Source organism: Ensifer sp. Root31 (assembly GCF_001424825.1).
In the GTDB taxonomy this organism is placed as follows: Bacteria; Pseudomonadota; Alphaproteobacteria; order Rhizobiales; family Rhizobiaceae; genus Ensifer; species Ensifer canadensis.
The window spans coordinates 60,118-78,685 of sequence record NZ_LMCO01000034.1; the positions used below are offsets into that span (position 1 = coordinate 60,118).

Consider the following 18,568-nt stretch of genomic DNA (forward strand, 5'->3'; position numbering starts at 1 on the left):
CACTCTCTCATCATACGGACTGGCAATGTAGTGCCGCGCCCGACATTTGCCAATTGCAGCGCGTCCGCGCCGGCAGCGAAACGGAGCGCTGGCGGAAAACGGTTCGACAAACGCGACCCGACGCCGATGTCCGGATTCAGACCCTCACGGCTCTTGTGAAGTGGCGACCTGTCGCTTCAGGCAATCGATCATCGCCTGAGCCGCAATCGACAGCGGCACGCCGGCGGCGGTTGCGACGCCGAAATCCTGCGTCAGGTGCGGCGTAAAGCTCCTGATTTCAATCGGGAGATGCCGATGCAGGTTGGCGAAAAAACTGCTGATGATTGCAACGCCAAGATCATGGGCGGCATAGGCGCAGGCCGAGCTGTTGCTGTGCGTCTCGATCTTGACCTTTTGCGGCACGCCCGCCTTTCGAAAGATCTCGTCGAGCATGACCCGGGTCGGCCGCCGGCGACCGATCAGGATCAGCGGTATGCCCCTGAGTTCCTTCGGGGTGACGTGGTCGAGCGCCGTCAGCGGATGGCTCTTCGCCATGACGCAGACGCTGACGCCGCCCGCCACCGGCTGCATTTCGAGGCTGGCGCTCAGTTGCCCCTCGTAGCGCAGGAAGCCGAAATCGATGATGCGCTGTTCGACAAGGCGGGCAATCGCCACGGTCGTATCGAAGAAGGTTTCGACCCGCACACCGGGGAAATCCTTGGCATAATCCGCCAGCATCGCCGGGGCGAAGCTTTCGGACATGCTGTTCGGCAGGCCGATGCGCACGACTTCCGGGCCGACGGCGCCGCTGCGAAGATCCTGGGCGAGATTCGTGAAGCGATCGATCCCGAGCAGAATATGCTCGGCATCCTCGGACAGCTTCAGCGCCTCGGGCGTCGGGATCAGCCGGCCCTTGTCGCGCGCAAACAGCGTCAGCGACAGGTCCTCTTCCAGTTGCTGCAGCAGACGGCTGACACCGGACTGGCTAAGCCCCATGGTTTTCGCCGCCGCGATCGTCGAGCCGGTGGCAAGCAGGGTGCGCAGCACTTCCAATTGTCGAAAATTCATGCCGGCTCCGCATCCATCCCATTGCCATCTTCTCCGTGTTTACGAAAAGGCGGACAATCTAGGAAGCCGTATTCGACGGCAGCGTCAGGCGTGCGATTACTCCGCGTGGGCAGAACAACTGATGCGCAAGGCCAGGATGGACCGTTAGGATATGGAGATGGTGGGTGCCGAAGAGCACGCGTGCGCTCTCCGGCTTGTTCAGGCTGTCTCGTCGTCGATCAGACGTCGACGCGTAGCGATGGTTTGAAGCGCTCGGCAAAGACCTCGATCGAGCCGCTGCCATAACGACGCAACTGACGTTTGGTCAGAACGGACATGACGCGCGCCGCCGTCGAAAACGTCATTTTATCGAGCGGACCGTCGCCAATCCAGGGTTTGCTTAATCGATCGGTGACGATGCCGATCATGTTTGCAGGCATGATATCCGTGCAAGGTTTCATCCAGTCGAAGACGACCCTGATCGGCAGCAATTTGCCTTCAAACGAAACCACGGGTTCAGGCATCCCCTCGCCCCAATCATCATAGGCCTCAAGGGCATCTCGAAAGAGATTTTGCAGGATGATGGAGGCATGCCCTTCATGAAGAGCGGGCAGCAAATTCGTCATTTGTGTCTCCTTCAGTGGTTAAGGCCGGGAAACGCGAATGGCCAATACTGTCAGCATGTATTTGTCATCGTGCCGTGTGGCCGGTACTTTGACGACCACACAATCGGTAGACTGCAGGCCATGGCGAAATGCAGAAGCGCGACAATGGTTCCAAGCGACCGGCAACTTTTTTTGAAATTTTTTGAGGACGGCGGTTTTGGAACTGCACCCGCCACGCCCGGTCGACAGCCAATTCGTGCTCCATATCGCTGTATCGGCTTGAAAGGGCCGACCATTCGTCAGAACATCAGGAACGAAAAACTAATATCCATATATTCCATAGAATATAAGATCTTACCTGAAGACGCCAGATAATTCACAGATATGCGCCACTATCGAAATGGAGCGATCATATGGGAACGATCTCGCAGCTGTCCGAGAAGACGAAGCTCCCGGCACACCGGATCGGAAGCGAGGAGGAGGCGCTGGAAATCGCGCGCGAACTCGCGGGCGATTTTGCCAATCGATCAAACGAGCGGGATACCGACCGGATCCTGCCTTTCGACGAACTCGACACCCTTGCCCAGTCCGGGCTGCTCGCAATCACCGTGCCCTCCGACTATGACGGCATCGACGTTTCCAACGCGGTGCTGGCGGAAATCACCGCCATCCTGTCCGAAGCCGACAGTTCGATCGGCCAGATCCCCCAGAACCATTTCTATATTCTCGAAGCGCTGCGCACCGACGGCACGGAGGAACAGAAGAAATTCTTCTTCGCACGCGCGCTCGCTGGCGACCGCTTCGGCAATGCGCTCTCCGAGAAGGACACCAAGACCGTCGGCGATTATGCGACGCGCCTGACGCCTGATGGTCTCGGCTACCGCCTCAACGGCCGCAAGTTCTATTCGACCGGCGTGCTCTTTGCCGAATGGATCGTCGTGTTCGCACTCGACCAGGACGAGAAACTCACCATGTCTTTCCTGCCGCGCGGTGCCGACGGCCTTCAGGTCATCGACGACTGGGACGGCTTCGGGCAGCGCACCACCGGCAGCGGCACGACGGTGCTGCAGAATGTCTACGTCACGGCCGACGCGATCGTTCGCCATCACCGCGGCTTCGAACGTCCGACGACGATCGGCTCAGTCGGCCAGATCATCCACGCCGGCATCGATCTCGGCATCGCGCGCGCCGCCTTCGCCGAGACGCTCGACTTCGTGCGCAACCGGGCACGGCCCTGGATGGATAGCGGCGTCGAGAGGGCAGCGGACGATCCACTGACAATCGCCCGCATCGGACAACTCGCAATCCGCCTTGAGGCGGCGACCGCCATCGTCGAGCGTGCCGGCAAGAAGGTCGACATCGCCCAGATCAACGGCACCGAGGAGGGCATCATCGAGGCGACGCTGGCGGTCGCCGCCGCCAAGGTGCTGACAACAGAAATCGCGCTCGAAGCCACCAACACGCTCTTCGAACTCGCCGGCACGTCGTCCACCCGCATCGGACTCAATCTCGACCGCCACTGGCGCAACGCCCGCACCCACACGCTGCATGATCCCGTGCGCTGGAAGTATCACGTCGTCGGCAACTATCATCTGAACGGCGTCGCCCCACCGAAGAACGGGGCACTCTGACCCCTGCCCTGATGCCGCCCTTCCCCGGAAGGTCGGCACCGATCTCCCGAGCGATTGCAGCTTTCCACGAGGTGACGGATATGAGCCGCGAAATCCGGCTGAATGCCTTCGACATGAACTGTGTCGGCCATCAATCGCCAGGGCTTTGGACGCATCCGCGCGACCAGTCGTCGCGTTACAAGGATCTCGACTACTGGGTGCATCTGGCAAAGACGCTTGAACGCGGCAAGTTCGACGGGTTGTTCATTGCCGATGTGCTCGGCGTCTATGACGTGCTGAACGGCAATGTAGAGGCGGCGCTCCGGCATTCCGCCCAGGTTCCCGTCAACGACCCGCTGCAGCTGGTGCCGACCATGGCGCACGCGACGCAACATCTGGGCTTCGGGCTGACGGCCTCGCTGTCGTTCGAACATCCCTACACCTTTGCACGGCGGATCTCGACGCTCGATCATCTGACGAAGGGCCGCGTCGGCTGGAACATCGTCACCTCCTATCTCAACAGCGGTGCGCTGAATATCGGCCAGGCGCAGCAGACTCGGCACGACGATCGCTACGACATCGCGGAGGAATATCTCGAGGTCTGCTACAAGCTCTGGGAAGGCAGTTGGGAAGACGACGCGGTCGTGCGCGACCGGATAGGGGGCATCTTCACCGATCCGGACAAGGTGCATGCGATCAACCACCAAGGGCGGCATTTCACCGTGCCGGGCATCCATCTCAGCGAACCGTCGCCGCAGCGCACGCCCGTTCTCTACCAGGCAGGCGCCTCCAGCCGCGGCAAGGATTTTGCCGGCGCCCATGCCGAGTGCGTCTTCGTCGCCGCCCCCTCAAAAACCGTCCTGAAGCGATATGTAGCCAATGTCCGCGAAGCGGCAGAGCGAGCAGGGCGCAATCCGCGCGACCTCCTCACCTTCAATCTGCAGACCGTGATCCTCGGCGAAACCGATGCGGACGCGAAGAAGAAGTTCGACGAGTATCGCAGCCACGTCTCCTATGAAGGTGCGCTGGCACTGATCTCCGGATGGACCGGCATCGATTTCGGCCAGTTCGCGCCGGACGAACCGCTCCGCCACCGATATACCAATGCGGTTCAGTCGGCGGTCGAGACCCTTACGACGATCGATCCCGATAAGGTCTGGACCGTACGCGAAATGGCCGATTGGGTCGGCATCGGCGGCTTTGGCCCCATCTTCGTCGGCTCGCCGCAAACGGTCGCGGATCTCCTGCAGGAGTGGGTCGAGGACACGGATGTCGATGGCTTCAACCTTGCCTATGCCGTCACGCCCGAAACCTTCGAGGATGCGGTCGATCTGCTGGTCCCGGAGTTGCAGAAGCGCGGCGTCTACAAGACCAGCTATCGCGAAGGCACGCTGCGGGAAAAGCTGTTCGGCGCCGGCCCACGGCTCGCAGCACCCCATCCCGGCGCAGGCTATCGGGAACTCGCCGGAAACGCGCAGGCGATCGCGGCTTCCGCATAGGAGCATCCTCGGCAGAAATTGCTCGATGGCTGGGGGCGCTCGGATCCTCGGGGCGCGCAAGAGTATAACTATGCATACGTGGCAGTCGTACGTCTCACGTCGTCATCCTCGGGCTTCACCGGAGGATCCAGGCCCGATGCGTCCATCGCGAGAAACGCGATCTGACCGCCACGGCTCGAGGCAGATGGATGCTCGGGTCAAGCCCGAGCATGACGGAAAGATCAGAACAGACGCCGATCAAAGCCAGCGCCTCGCTCGTCAGCCGGCCGGACCCTGTCAGCAGCCCAAGCGCCCGGAAGGATCCGAGCGCGTTCCATCGGTGCCAGTGCCCGATGGTCCGTCCACCGGGCCCCTGACCTCTCGAGGTCAGCTGTATAGGCTCACAGGCGGGATTCGGCCATTCAAAGCAAAGTCGCCGACCTCGCGGGCCTTGTAGAAAACAGGGTCGTGCAGCGTGTGGGTGCGAACGTTGCGCCAGTAGCGATCGAAGCCATAATGTGCTGCCGTGGCACGTGCTCCCATCAATTCAAACACCTTCGTCGTCACATCGAGCGCCACATGGGTGGCGTTAACCTTGGCGGCATAGGCTTCAAGCGCTGCTTCCCCGCGCTCGCGCCCCGTCACCGACCGCCCTTTCGACAACGCGGCCTCGACAACGCCCGCCGCAACATCGGCCAAAGCGACGGATGCTTTCAAGGTAGCCTGCAACTCGCCGACGCGTTCGAGGATATAGGGGTCGTCGCTGGCACGAGCCACGCCTGAGGTGATCCAGGGTCGCGTGGTGGTTCTGACATAGTCGAGTGCGGCGGCGAGCGCGCCTTCCGCGGTTCCGAGATAGAAATTGACAAACACCAGCTGTATCAGCGGCGTGTTGAACGTCGCCTGCACCGCAGGCGGATCGGACGGGTCGGCAAGCGGCCGGATGAAATCACGCTCGTAGACGGGAAAGTCGCAAAACTCGACGCTCCCGCTGTCGGACAGGCGCTGGCCGATATTGTCCCAATCGTCATGGGCGACATAACCCGGCCGGTCCGTCGGCACGACGAAATTGGCGATCTTGCCCTCGAACTCCGCATTGACGTTGATGCGGTCGGAAACGTGCGCGCCGGTCGAAAACGTCTTGCGACCGTTGAGGACATAGTGGCCGCCGCGCCGCTCAAGTACCAGCCCGGGATCGCGCGGATTGACGGCTGCGCCCCAATAGAGCTGCCGCTCGACTGTTTCGGCACCGAGCACCCAGGCCTGGTTCGGATCGGCGGCCGCCCAGTAGACATACTGGCTGTTGACATAGTGGTAGCCGAGCAATTGGCCGATCGAGCTTTCGCCGCGCGAGATGATCCGGACGAGACGCAAGCCATCCACCCAGCTCAAGCCCGCGCCGCCAACTTCAGGCGTATGCAATGCCGTCAGCAGCCCCGCCTGACGCAGCGCTTCGATTTCGTCGCGGGGCGGCAGGCCCAGGCGATCGAGTTCAGCGCCGCGTCGGGCGAGCTTGCCCGACAGTTCGCTCGCCTGCGCAAACAGAAGCTGGCGCTTTTCTTCCTGTTCGGTATTGGCCGGTTCGGGTTCCCGGAGGAAATGCACGTTGCTCATTCGCCTCTCTCCATTGGTGGAGGCGAAATAGTGCATTTATTCTATAGATAATAACAGAAACTAGATTTCAACTCGCAGGCGCCAGCGGGAAAGTCCTACCCGCCGTTGCCGAGAAGACGGCCGTTGACCTCACGAGGTCAGCCCACTTCAACATCTCTGAGCGCCACGATCTCGGTGGCGTTGTCGTTGGCTGCAAACTGTTCGAGCGTCATATTGTCGAGGATCGACGCAACGGCATCACGCACGTCGCTCATCGATTTGCGCACATGACAGTTGACTGGATCGGAACAGTCGTCACAGGCTTCGAACGCCGTGCGGCTCGCACAGCGGATCGGCGCCAACGGCCCGTCCAGCGTGCGGATGACCTGGCCGATGCGAATGTCGGAGGCCGGTCTGGAAAGCGAATAGCCGCCGCCGGGCCCCTTTTTCGAGCGCAGTATCCCGGCATTGCGAAGTTCGAGCAGGATCGCATCGAGGAACTTCTTCGGGATATTGTTGCGGGTGGCGATTTCAGTGATGAAGGCGGTTTCGCCCGGCTCCAGTTGAGCCAGGTCGACAAGGGCCTTCAGCCCGTATTTACCCTTCTTGGTCAACATTGCACTTCGCTTTCCTGAACACAAAGGCCGCCACAAGTCCGTTCCGCACCGACGTTGGTATCACCGGAGGCAACGGGTTGTGACGGCCGCACTGTTTTCGCTTAAGATGCCATACACCGAAACCGCGTCACTCTCAAGAAATTACGTAAGTTTCTGCATAGATTTTGTGAATTTTAGTGTCGAATCTAAGGCAGAGCAGCAATGATTTGCTCATCTGGCCCGACGCCTCTTCGCTGGTGATTGCCGCCGGCAAAATTCCGGGCCCGCCGTCATCGATTATGGTGACGAGACCGTTCCGCTTCAGACCGTGAGATGACGACGAGCCTCGACTGTGTCCAGCGTCTCCGGCGGCCCCTCATGCACCACGGCACCGCGATCCATGATGTAGACGTGGTCCGCGAGCTCGCGGCAGAAATCGAGATATTGCTCGACCAACAGGATCGCCATGCCGGTCGAATCGCGGAGATAGCGGATCGCCCGGCCGATATCCTTGATGATCGAGGGCTGTATCCCCTCGGTCGGCTCGTCGAGCACCAGAATGCGCGGACGGGTGACGAGCGCCCGGCCGATCGCCAGTTGCTGCTGCTGGCCGCCGGAGAGATCCCCGCCTCGCCGCCCGAGCATCGAGCGAAGCACGGGAAACAGGTTGAAGACATCTTCCGGTATCGAACGATCGCCGCGCCTGACCGGCGCATAACCGGTTTCGAGGTTTTCCTTGACGGTCAGCAGCGAAAAGATCTCGCGCCCCTGCGGCACATAGCCGATGCCCTCCTTGGCGCGGCGATAGGGCGCCATGCCGCCGAGCGCCACGCCATTGAAGGCGATCGCCCCGGCACTGACCGGATGCTGCCCGGTGATGGCGCGAAGCAGGCTCGACTTGCCGACGCCGTTGCGGCCAAGCACGCAAGTGATCTTGCCCATCTCGGCACCGATCGAGACGTTGCGCAGCGCCTGTGCGGCGCCATAGTGGAGATTGACGTTTTCGACGCTCAGCATGAAGGCGTCCTTTCCTTGGGCGGTTGGCAAGCGACCGGTGTCAGCGGCCGAGATAGTTTTCGATCACCTTCGGATCGCTGCTGACGAAATCGATCGAGCCTTCGGCCAGCACCGAGCCTTCGGCCAGACACGTCACCTTGACGCCGAGCTCGCGGATGAAGCCCATGTCGTGCTCGACGACGACGACCGAGCGTGTCCTCGCGATCTCCTTGAGCAGGATTGCCGTTTCGGCCGTCTCCGCGTCGGTCATCCCGGCCACAGGCTCGTCGACCAGCAGCAGTTCCGGCTCCTGCGCCAGCAGCATGCCGATCTCCAGCCATTGCTTCTGGCCATGCGACAGGTTGGCGGCAAGATCGTCGCGCCTTGCGCTGAGCCGGACGGTCGTAAGGATCTCCTCTATCCGCGCCTTGTCGTCCGCCGTCAGTCGGTAGAACAGCGTCGGGAAGACGCCGCGGCTGCGATTGAGCGCCAGTTCCAGGTTGTCCCAGATGGTGTGGCTTTCAAAGACTGTCGGTTTCTGGAATTTGCGGCCGATACCAAGGCTGGCGATTTCGGCTTCATCGCGTTTGGTCAGGTCGATATCGCCCTTGAAGAACACCTGCCCCTCGTCCGGGCGGGTCTTGCCGGTGATGATGTCCATCATCGTCGTCTTGCCGGCGCCGTTCGGGCCGATGATGGCGCGAAGCTCGCCCGGCTCGATGACGAAGGAGAGCGAATTGAGCGCCTTGAACCCGTCGAAGGAGACCGAGACGCCGTCTAGATAGAGCAGGCTTTTCGGTTTGGTCTGGCTGATCGTCTGGTTCATGCCAATTACTCCGCTGCCATTGGTTCAGCGACGAGATTGTCGCGCGCCCGCTCTGCGTCGACCGACCGGCGGTGGGCCTTGCGGCGGGCAAGATAGGCGCTCGCGGTCCCGACCACGCCTTTGGGCAGGAACAGCGTGACCAGAACGAACAGCCCGCCAAGCGCAAACAGCCAGAACTCCGGAAAGGCTGCGGTGAAGATGCTCTTGCCGCCATTGACCAGGATCGCGCCGACGATCGGGCCGATCAGCGTCCCGCGTCCGCCGACCGCGGTCCAGATGACCACCTCGATGGAGTTACCGGGCTCGAACTCGCCGGGATTGATGATGCCGACCTGCGGCACGTAAAGGGCGCCGGCAATGCCCGCCATCATCGCCGAGACGGTGAAGGCGAAGAGCTTGATGTGTTCGACGCGATAACCGAGAAAGCGCGTGCGGCTTTCCGCATCCCGCACGGCGACCAGCACCTTGCCGTATTTCGAGCGGACGATCGCCGCCGTCAGCACCAGGCATAGGGCAAGCATCAGGGCGGATGCGGCAAAAAGTGCGGCGCGTGTACCGTCAGCCTGGATGTTGAAGCCGAGGATATCCTTGAAGTCGGTGAGGCCGTTGTTGCCGCCGAAACCCATGTCGTTGCGGAAGAAGGCAAGCAGCAGCGCATAGGTCATCGCCTGGGTGATGATCGACAGATAGACGCCGTTGACCCGCGAGCGGAAGGCGAACCAGCCGAAGACGAAGGCAAGCAGTCCGGGCACCACCACCACCATCAGTGCCGCGAACCAGAACATGTCGAAGCCCTGCCAGAACCAGGGCAGCTCCTTCCAGTTGAGAAACACCATGAAATCCGGCAGCAAAGGATTGCCATAGGAGCCGCGCGCGCCGATCTGGCGCATCAGGTACATGCCCATGGCATAGCCGCCGAGCGCGAAGAACGCGGCGTGACCGAGCGAGAGGATGCCGCAGAAACCCCATACGAGATCGAGCGCCAGCGCCAGAAGCGCGTAGGTCAGATATTTGCCGAACAGCGAGACCAGATAGGTCGGCACGTGCAGCGGGTGATCCGGCGCCGTCAGCAGGTTGAGGGCGGGAATGGCGATGGCAAAAGCCAGCAGTAGCGCCACAACCGTGACGATGCTGCGATCGAGCGACTTGAGCAGAAAGGAGGTGATCATGCCTCCACCGCCCTTCCCTTGAGTGCGAAGAGGCCGCGCGGCTTCTTCTGGATGAAGAGGATGATGAGCACCAGAACGAGGATCTTACCGAGAACGGCGCCCGCATAGGGCTCGAGGAACTTGTTGAGGATGCCGAGCGAGAAGGCGCCGACGAGCGTTCCCCAGAGATTGCCGACACCGCCGAAGACGACGACCATGAAGCTGTCGATGATGTAGCCCTGGCCGAGATTGGGCGAGACATTGTCGATCTGCGACAGCGCCACGCCGGCCATGCCGGCGATGCCGGACCCGAGAGCAAAGGTCAGAGCGTCGACCAGGGGCGTGCGGATGCCCATGGACGACGCCATGCGGCGGTTCTGCGTCGCGGCCCGCATCCTCAGCCCCATCGACGTTCGCTTCAGCAGGAACAGAAGGGCTGCAAAGACGGCGAGCGCAAAGACGATGATCCAGAGCCGGTTCCAGGTGATCGTCAAGCCGCCGAGATCAAAGGCGCCGGCCATCCAGGAGGGATTGCCGACTTCGCGGTTGGTCGGCCCGAAGATCGAGCGAACCGCTTGCTGCAGGATCAGCGAGATGCCCCAGGTGGCCAGCAGCGTTTCTAGCGGCCGACCATAGAGAAAGCGGATGACGCTGCGCTCGATGGCAAGGCCGATGATCCCGGTGACGAGAAAGGCGAGCGGCAGGGCGATCGCCAGCGACCAGTCGAAGAGAGCGGGATAGGAGGTGCGAATGACGTCCTGGACCAGGAATGTCGTATAGGCGCCGAGCATGACCATCTCGCCATGCGCCATGTTGATGATGCCCATCACGCCGAAGGTAATGGCAAGACCGATTGCCGCGAGCAGCAGCACCGAACCGAGCGACAACCCGTACCAGACGTTCTGGCCGGCGTTCCAGAATGCTTGCGCCTGTTCGATGCGCTGCAGCGCGGCCTCGATATCCGGTTTCAGGCTGGCATCCGCCGATGAGCGCGCTGAGGTCAGCGCGCCAAGCGCCTCGCGGCCACCGCCTTCTGCCAGCGTCTTGATCGCCGCACGCTTGTCGTCGTCGGAACGGTCGGAAACCAGAAGCGTCACCGCGCGCGCCTCGTCGAGCGCCTTGCGCACCGTTGCGTCCTTTTCCGCGGCGAGTGCCGTCTCGATCGCCTCGAGCGCGTCGGCATTCGGCGTCTGCCGCATGGATTGCGCCGCCTTCAACCTTGCGCCCGTATCGGCGCTGAAAAGCGTCAGTCCACCGAGCGCGCCTCGAACGGCGCGCCGGACGGCGTTGTTGACCTTGATTTTCTGCAGCTCGCCCTTCGGCACTTCGCCGACATCAGAGCCATCAAGCGGATTGACTAGAACAAGACTCGCGCCCTTCTCCGTCGTGAGGAAGACCCCGCCGTCGGTCTTTCGCGCATAGAGATTGCCCTCCCCAAGCGCCTCGAGAACCGGGATGACACGTGGATCGCCGCTCTTGGCAAGCGCGGCAATGCGATCATCGAGCTCGGCCAGCTTGGCCGTTCCGAGCGCACTGACGAGCGCGCCGAGATCGTCCGCGGCGCGCGAGCCCGTGACATGGGCTGAAACCAGCAGGCAAAGGGTGATCAACAGGGTTTGCAGAATGCGATACATCGCCCTCTCGCTTGGGTCTCGCTCGTCTGTGGCAGCGCCAGGCAGGCGCGGCCACCGCGGCATGGAATTTCGAGATCCCTTCGCCCAACGGGAGCATTGGGCGAAGGGTATGCCTGCCTATGATTTCGTCATTCAAAGGGGATTGAGGCGTTGGCCACGACCCGGAAACTATCGTTTGGTGATGAAATCAGGAGCCCTTGCCGCCGCATTTGCCCGTGGCAACGTTGAAGTTGCCGCAGGACATCGGCGCGCGCCAATCGGCGATCAGGTCCTTGGAGTCAGGCAGGTAATCGGACCATTCGTCACCAACCACGAGACCGGGCGTTTCCCAGACCGTCTCGAACTGGCCGTCGCTCTGGATCTCACCGATCAGCACCGGCTTGGTGATGTGGTGGTTCGGCATCATCGTCGAATAGCCGCCGGAGAGATTGGGCACGGATACGCCGATCATGGCGTCAAGCACTGCGTCGGTGTCGGTCGTTCCGGCCTTTTCGACCGCCTTGAGCCACATGTTGAAGCCGATGTAGTGGGCTTCCATCGGGTCGTTGGTGACGCGCTTGTCGTTCTTGGTGTAGCCCTTCCAGGTCTTGATGAACTCGGCATTGGCAGGCGTATCGACCGACTGGAAGTAGTTCCAGGCGGCGAGATGGCCGACGAGCGGGGCCGTATCGAGACCGGCGAGTTCCTCTTCGCCAACGGAGAAGGCGACAACCGGGATATCCTCGGCCTTGACGCCCTGGTTCGCCAGTTCCTTGTAGAACGGCACGTTTGCGTCGCCGTTGATCGTCGAGACGACCGCCGCCTTCTTGCCGGCAGAACCGAATTTCTTGATATCGGACACGATCGTCTGCCAGTCGGAATGACCGAACGGCGTGTAGTTGATCATGATGTCCTCGGGCTTCACGCCCTTGGAGATGAGATAGGCCTCGAGGATCTTGTTGGTCGTGCGCGGATAGACGTAGTCGGTGCCCGCTAGAACCCAGCGCTCGACGCTTTCGTTTTCCATCAGATAGTCGACCGCCGGAACGGCCTGCTGGTTCGGCGCGGCGCCGGTGTAAAAGACGTTGCGCTGGCTTTCCTCACCCTCGTACTGCACCGGGTAGAAGAGGATCGAATTAAGCTCCTCGAAAACCGGCAGGACGGATTTGCGCGAGACTGACGTCCAGCAGCCGAAGACCGCCGAAACCTTGTCGACGGAAACGAGCTCGCGCGCCTTTTCGGCAAAGAGCGGCCAGTCGGACGCGGGATCGACGACAACCGCTTCCAACTTCTTGCCGAGCAGGCCGCCCTTCTTGTTCTGCTCGTCGATGAGCATGAGCATGGCGTCCTTCAGCGTCGTCTCGGAGATCGCCATCGTTCCCGACAGCGAATGCAGAATGCCGACCTTGATCGTGTCGTCGGCCGCAAAGGCGCCGTTGAATGCCGTCGTCGACAAGATCGTTGCCAGGAAAGCGCCGGTGACGCGTGCCTTGATATTCATCTGATTGAACCCCTCTCGTTCTGATCGCCGCAACGAGGCTTCGTACCTTTTGACCGTTGCTTGAGGGATCATCCGCCAGTCGTGCTGCACTGCACATACGTCATTCTACGTAGGTCGAGGGGGCAAAGAGGAAGCTGCCGGATATGGGCGATCCGGAGTTCACACCGCCGTGCAGTAATTGTGCAAAGGCCATGACGTTGAAATCAACGTGCCAGTCTGGCCGCAGGATGGCTTTTCCGGCTATTGAAACATCGAAGGCCGACTGGCCATCAACAGCAGCTCAACACAGGTGAGAGATCATGAAAGCACGTATCAAGTGGGTTGAAGAGCGGACATTCGTCGGCGAGTCCGGAAGCGGTCACAAGATCGTCCTCGGGACGGCATCCGGTCCGGAAGGGCGGACGCCTGGACCAAGCCCGATGGAGCTGATGTTGATCGGCGCCGGTGGCTGCTCGGCCTACGACGTCGTTCATATCCTCGAAAAGGGTCGCGAGCCGGTCGAAGATTGCTCCGTGGAGCTCGACGCCGACCGCGCAGAAGAAGACCCGCGCGTCTTTACCCGCATCCATATGCACTTCGTGGTGAAGGGGCGTGGCCTCTCGGAAAAGAAGGTCGAGCGCGCGGTCGCCCTCTCGCTTGAAAAATACTGCTCGGCGTCAGCCATGCTCGCCAAGTCCGCGAGGATTACCCATGATTTTGTCGTCGTCGACACATCAGCAGTGAGCGGATGATCCTTTCACACTTGCTTTCGCCATCTCCGCATTGCATAAATTTCACGCACGGAATGTGCGTGCCGTGAAAATAGGCACATATGTGTCGGCAATGCGAGAGATGACGAGGCAACATGGCGGCACGCCAGCGCATCATTCCCGTTCGACGCGAATACAATCGCTGGGTCGCCGACCAGACGCTTGAAGACTATGCGCTGCGCTTCACCGCCAAGAGCGCGCGGCGCTTTTCCTCCGAGCGCATCTCTCAGACGGCGATCGGGGCGATCTCGTTCCTGGCGCTGGAGGCGATCGGTGGCGCGATCACCATGTCCTACGGCACGACCAACGCCATCGTCGCCATCCTGATCGCCAGCCTGATGATCCTGACGGTCGGCCTGCCGATCAGCCGTTACGCGATCCGCCACGGCGTCGACATCGACCTTCTGACCCGCGGCGCCAGCTTCGGCTACATCGGCTCGACCCTCACCTCGCTGATTTATGCGAGCTTCACCTTCATCCTCTTTGCGATCGAGGCCTCGATCATGTCGGGTGCGCTCGAGCTGGCGCTCGGCATACCGCTTTGGGTCGGCTACATCGTCAGCGCGGTCGTCGTCATTCCGCTCGTCACCCATGGGGTGCGGCTCATCAGCAAGTTCCAGCTGATCACCCAGCCTTTCTGGATCGTGCTCAATATCCTGCCCTTTATCTTCATCGCCTTTGCGGACTGGGAGAAGGTCGCCACCTGGCTTGCCTATGCCGGCATGCATCATGCATCCGGTCCACCGGGCACGCTCGCGCCCTTCGACCTCATCGAGTTCGGCGCCGCCTCGGCGGTGATCTTTGCGCTGATGGCGCAGATCGGCGAGCAAGTCGACTTCCTGCGCTTCCTGCCGCCCGACGGCCAGCGCAAGCTGCATCACCGCGTCGCCATCTTCCTGGCCGGCTCCGGCTGGGTGCTCGTCGGGGCACCGAAGCTTCTGGCCGGTTCGTTCCTTGTCGTGCTGGCGCTTTCCTCCGGCGTTCCGTCGACGCGGGCGGCGGACCCGGCGCAGATGTACTACACCGCCTTCGGCTACATGATCCCGTCTGAGACCGCCGCCCTCCTCTTGATGGTCGCCTTCGTGGTCGTTTCGCAGTTGAAGATCAACGTCATGAACGCCTATGCCGGGTCACTTGCCTGGTCCAACTTCTTCTCGCGCCTCACCCACAGCCATCCCGGCCGCGTCGTCTGGCTGGTGTTCAACGTGGCGATCGCGCTGCTTCTGATGGAACTCGGCATCTACAAGCTCCTTGAGGAAACGCTCGGCGTCTTCTCGATCGTCGCCATGGCCTGGCTTTGCACCATTTCGGCCGATCTCTTCGTCAACAAGCCACTCGGCCTCTCGCCGCCTGGCATCGAGTTCAAGCGCGCGCATCTCTACGACATCAACCCGGTCGGCCTTGGCGCCATGGCGCTTTCGGCGACGATCGCACTGACGGCACATTTCGGCGCCTTTGGCGCCATCGCCGCATCGCTCGCGCCCTATATTGCCCTTGTTATCGCCTTCATCGCCTCGCCTCTGATCGCCTGGGCGACCGGCGGCAGATATTACCTCGCCCGCAAGCCGCGTAAAAGCTGGGCAAGCGAGAGCGAGATCACCTGCTCGATCTGCGAACATCCCTTCGAGCCGGAGGATATGGCTTGGTGCCCGGCCTACGCTGCGCCCATCTGTTCGCTCTGCTGTTCTCTCGACAGCCGCTGCCATGACATGTGCAAGCCGAAGGCACGCTTCAATGCGCAGGTGGCAACGGTCGCGAACGCGCTTCTACCCGAAGAGGTAACGGCGAAGCTCACGACGCGGCTCGGGCGCTACGCCATTTCGGCGGTGCTCTCGATCGCAGGCATCGGCCTGATCCTGGCGATGATCGCGCACCAGACCGGCAACGCTTCGCCCGAGACGGCAACAGTGGTCGAGCGCACCATTGCCGTCGTCTTCTTCGTCTTTGCCGTGCTCGCCGGCATCGTCTGCTGGTTCTATGTGCTCGCCCACGACAGCCGCGTCGTCGCCGAAGAAGAATCGTCACGGCAGAACACGCTGCTGCTGAAGGAAATCGCCGCACACAAGAAGACCGATGCCGCCCTGCAGCAGGCAAAGGAGACCGCCGAGGCGGCCAACCGCGCCAAGAGCCGCTACGTTGTCGGCCTCAGCCATGAGCTGCGCACACCGCTCAACGCCGTACTCGGCTACGCACAGGTGCTTGAGCGCGATGAAACGATCCCACCGGCCCGACAGGGCGCGATCAAGGTGATCAAGCGCAGCGCCGATCATCTCTCCGGCCTCATCGACGGACTTCTCGACATCTCGAAGATCGAGGCCGGCAAGCTGCAGGTCTATTCCAACGAGACCAACATCCATGATTTCCTCGATCAGGTCGTCGAGATGTTCCGCCCGCAAGCACAGGCGAAGGGGATCGCCTTCGAACATCGACGCGCGCCCGCCTTGCCGCGCTACGTCAAGACAGATGAAAAGCGGCTGCGCCAGATCCTCGTCAACCTGCTCTCCAACGCCCTGAAGTTCACCGAGCGCGGCGAGATCCGCTTCGATATCGATTATCGCAGTCAGGTTGCGACGTTTACGATTGCCGACAGCGGCCGTGGTATTGCCGAGAAGGATCTGCCGCGCATTTTCGACCCATTCCAGCGCGGCGAGGCGGAACATCTCGGCAGCATGCCGGGTCTCGGTCTCGGCTTGACCATAACCCGATTGCTGACGCAGACGCTGGGCGGCGAGATAGCCGTCACCAGCGAACCGAACAGTGGCACGACCTTCAGGGTCCGGCTGATGCTCTCCGCCGTCGATCGGCCGGCGCCGCTGATAGCGGTGCGCCGGATCACTTCCTATCTCGGCCCGCGGCGCACAATCATGATTGTCGACGACAACGCCGATCACCGCGAACTGATGCGCGAAATCCTGCGGCCGATGGACTTTACGGTGCTTGCCGCCGAAAGTGGCGGGCAATGCCTCGCGATGGTCGAGGCGCTGGTGCCGGACATCTTCCTCGTCGATATCTCCATGCCTGGTATGAACGGTTGGGAACTCGTCGACAAATTGCGCCGCAACGGCCAGACGGCGCCGATCATCATGCTGTCGGCCAATATCGGCGACGGCTCGACGACAGGCGCCCTTGTCGGCCACAACGACACACTCGCCAAGCCCTTCGGCGTCGGCCAGCTCGCAGACAAGCTCGCCGTTCAACTTGGCCTCACCTGGATCCACGAGGGCGAAGCGTCCGAGGAGCCGAGAGCGGCAAATGCCGATGCGATGACGTTGCCCGACGAGCACCATGTCGAGGAGTTGATCCGGCTTGGCGAGATCGGCTACGTCAGAGGCATCGAGGCCAAGCTGACGGAGATCGCGCTGGAGCCCGAACATCAGCTCTTCGTCGATGCTGCTCGCGCCTATGTCCAGGCCTTCGACCTCACGGGCTATGACGCCTTCCTGAAGAAAAAAGCGGCGAATGGAGCTGTCACCCGTGGTTGAGACTTACGATCGTCGCGACATCGTACTGCTGGTGGACGATTCCCCGGAGGCCCTCGGCTTTCTGACCGAGGCGCTGGAGCAGTCGGGCTTTTCTGTACTGATCGCCACCTCGGGCAGTGCCGCACTTTCGATTGCCGACCGGATTACGCCCGATGTCATTCTGCTGGACGCTGTCATGCCCGGTATGGACGGGTTTGAAACCTGCCTGAGACTGAAGGCCAACGCCTCCGTCGGCCAGACACCGGTGCTATTCATGACCGGGCTGACGGAAACCGAGCATGTGGTGCACGCCCTCGAAGCCGGTGGCGTCGACTACCTGACGAAACCGATCAACATCGATGAGCTCAGGGCCCGCATCCGTGTTCATCTCTCCAATGCCCGCTCGGCGCAAAGCGCCCGCGTTGCGCTAGACGCCGCCGGGCGCCATCTGCTTGCCGTTCGCTCTGACGGCAGTGTTCGCTGGTCGACACCGCAGGCCAACCGCCTCGTCAACGCCGCAACCGGCAGCGACGAGGGCCTTGCGACGATCGCTCGGCGCATCGCCGCCTGGATGGAAAAAACCGAGACAGGCGGCAAGCGGGAGAACAGCTTTACCCTCGAAGAGCCCGGTCAAGCGGGACTGCAGATCTCTTTCCTCGGCGCGATCGGCGCCAACGAATATCTCTTCCGCCTGACGGCCGAGAGCCGACGCAGCGACGACGAGATGCTGCGGCAGCACTTCTCGCTGACCCAGCGCGAATCCGAAGTGCTGCTCTGGATCGCGAAGGGGAAATCGAACCGCGATATCGGCGAGATTCTCGGACTGAGTTCACGCACCGTCACCAAGCATCTCGAACAGATCTATGTGAAGCTCGGCGTCGAAAACCGTGCCTCGGCGGCGGTCAAGGCGACACAGGTCCTGCACGGGATATAAGCAACAGCGTTCCGGCCGCACCGTACCTCACTCAATCGCTGCTAGCCTTCTTCGCATTTCCCTGGGCCCGAGAAGGGCGTCCGAGAATCCGGAGAGCGAAAGAGTGATGGGGATCGCCTTGCTTCCGGCGTTGCCGCCGAGTGCTCTAGCTAGGCTGAAGAACCTGTTCAGCAAACGCACGCCGCGCGCGAACACGTAGCGCGCCTATGATCGCCAGAGCGATCTGCCGCCAGCGCGCTTTTCGGGCGTATAGATCAATCGAAGTAGGACAAATTCCGCCGCTATAAACACAATATCGGCCTAAAGCCTCCACCCACTCTTGCACAAGCAACGCTCCGGCATAGGTATTGGCACAGTGCAGCCGGCCACGCCTGACCGAGCGTCGCGTGCGGAACATCCGGCCGCCGCACACGTTGCCGCTGGTGACCTTGG

Annotated in this window: 14 protein-coding genes; 5 read left to right on the forward strand and 9 right to left on the reverse strand. The window is 61.6% G+C overall.

Going from position 1 to position 18,568, the window contains the following annotated elements; genetic code table 11:
• Positions 1-144: 144 nt before the first annotated feature.
• Both ASD00_RS24895 and ASD00_RS24900 read right to left on the reverse strand, forming a co-directional pair.
• Positions 145-1,047 (reverse strand): LysR family transcriptional regulator, encoded by a 903-nt coding sequence (locus ASD00_RS24895; protein ID WP_025429218.1) that lies wholly within the window; start codon positions 1,045-1,047, stop codon positions 145-147.
• A gap of 218 nt (positions 1,048-1,265) precedes the next feature.
• Positions 1,266-1,652, reverse strand: a complete 387-nt coding sequence (locus ASD00_RS24900) for a hypothetical protein (RefSeq protein WP_025429219.1) — start codon at positions 1,650-1,652, stop codon at positions 1,266-1,268.
• Positions 1,653-2,044: 392 nt separating this feature from the next.
• On the opposite strand from ASD00_RS24900, the gene ASD00_RS24905 reads away from it, so the two are divergent.
• Positions 2,045-3,262: an SfnB family sulfur acquisition oxidoreductase gene (locus ASD00_RS24905; RefSeq protein WP_057209779.1), complete on the forward strand. Its 1,218-nt coding sequence runs from the start codon at positions 2,045-2,047 to the stop codon at positions 3,260-3,262.
• A gap of 80 nt (positions 3,263-3,342) precedes the next feature.
• A complete protein-coding gene (locus ASD00_RS24910) occupies positions 3,343-4,740 on the forward strand; it encodes an LLM class flavin-dependent oxidoreductase (protein WP_057209780.1) in 1,398 nt (465 codons plus the stop codon).
• A 366-nt stretch (positions 4,741-5,106) separates the two neighbouring features.
• Here ASD00_RS24910 and ASD00_RS24915 read toward each other — a convergent pair whose 3' ends face one another.
• The 7 genes from ASD00_RS24915 to urtA all read right to left on the reverse strand — a co-directional run bounded on the left by ASD00_RS24915 (position 5,107) and on the right by urtA (position 12,992).
• Positions 5,107-6,333, reverse strand: a complete 1,227-nt coding sequence (locus ASD00_RS24915) for an acyl-CoA dehydrogenase family protein (protein WP_057209782.1) — start codon at positions 6,331-6,333, stop codon at positions 5,107-5,109.
• 137 nt (positions 6,334-6,470) lie between these two features.
• A complete protein-coding gene (locus ASD00_RS24920; protein WP_025429223.1) occupies positions 6,471-6,929 on the reverse strand; it encodes an Rrf2 family transcriptional regulator in 459 nt (152 codons plus the stop codon).
• Positions 6,930-7,229: 300 nt separating this feature from the next.
• Positions 7,230-7,925, reverse strand: coding sequence for an urea ABC transporter ATP-binding subunit UrtE (urtE, locus tag ASD00_RS24925; RefSeq protein ID WP_057209784.1), 696 nt, complete (start codon positions 7,923-7,925; stop codon positions 7,230-7,232).
• Positions 7,926-7,965: 40 nt separating this feature from the next.
• Positions 7,966-8,730, reverse strand: coding sequence for an urea ABC transporter ATP-binding protein UrtD (urtD, locus tag ASD00_RS24930; protein ID WP_057209786.1), 765 nt, complete (start codon positions 8,728-8,730; stop codon positions 7,966-7,968).
• A gap of 5 nt (positions 8,731-8,735) precedes the next feature.
• Positions 8,736-9,899 carry an urea ABC transporter permease subunit UrtC gene (gene urtC / locus ASD00_RS24935; RefSeq protein WP_057209788.1) on the reverse strand — a complete coding sequence of 388 codons (1,164 nt, stop codon included), beginning with the start codon at positions 9,897-9,899 and terminating at the stop codon, positions 8,736-8,738.
• Positions 9,896-11,512 carry an urea ABC transporter permease subunit UrtB gene (urtB, locus tag ASD00_RS24940; protein WP_057209790.1) on the reverse strand — a complete coding sequence of 539 codons (1,617 nt, stop codon included), beginning with the start codon at positions 11,510-11,512 and terminating at the stop codon, positions 9,896-9,898. The genes urtC and urtB overlap by 4 nt, the downstream gene beginning before the upstream one ends.
• A 187-nt stretch (positions 11,513-11,699) precedes the next feature.
• The gene (gene urtA, locus ASD00_RS24945) at positions 11,700-12,992 is read right to left on the reverse strand and encodes an urea ABC transporter substrate-binding protein (RefSeq protein ID WP_057209792.1); all 1,293 of its coding nucleotides are present in this window, start codon (positions 12,990-12,992) and stop codon (positions 11,700-11,702) included.
• Positions 12,993-13,291: 299 nt separating this feature from the next.
• Between urtA and ASD00_RS24950 the strand changes: the two genes are divergently transcribed.
• The 3 genes from ASD00_RS24950 (at position 13,292) to ASD00_RS24960 (ending at position 18,136) form a co-directional block, all read left to right on the forward strand.
• Positions 13,292-13,723 (forward strand): OsmC family protein, encoded by a 432-nt coding sequence (locus tag ASD00_RS24950; protein ID WP_025429229.1) that lies wholly within the window; start codon positions 13,292-13,294, stop codon positions 13,721-13,723.
• Positions 13,724-13,836: 113 nt separating this feature from the next.
• Positions 13,837-17,223, forward strand: coding sequence for an ATP-binding protein (locus ASD00_RS24955; protein WP_057209794.1), 3,387 nt, complete (start codon positions 13,837-13,839; stop codon positions 17,221-17,223).
• Positions 17,216-18,136 (forward strand): response regulator, encoded by a 921-nt coding sequence (locus ASD00_RS24960; RefSeq protein ID WP_025429231.1) that lies wholly within the window; start codon positions 17,216-17,218, stop codon positions 18,134-18,136. Before ASD00_RS24955 ends, ASD00_RS24960 begins: the two co-directional genes overlap by 8 nt.
• Positions 18,137-18,568: the final 432 nt, after the last annotated feature.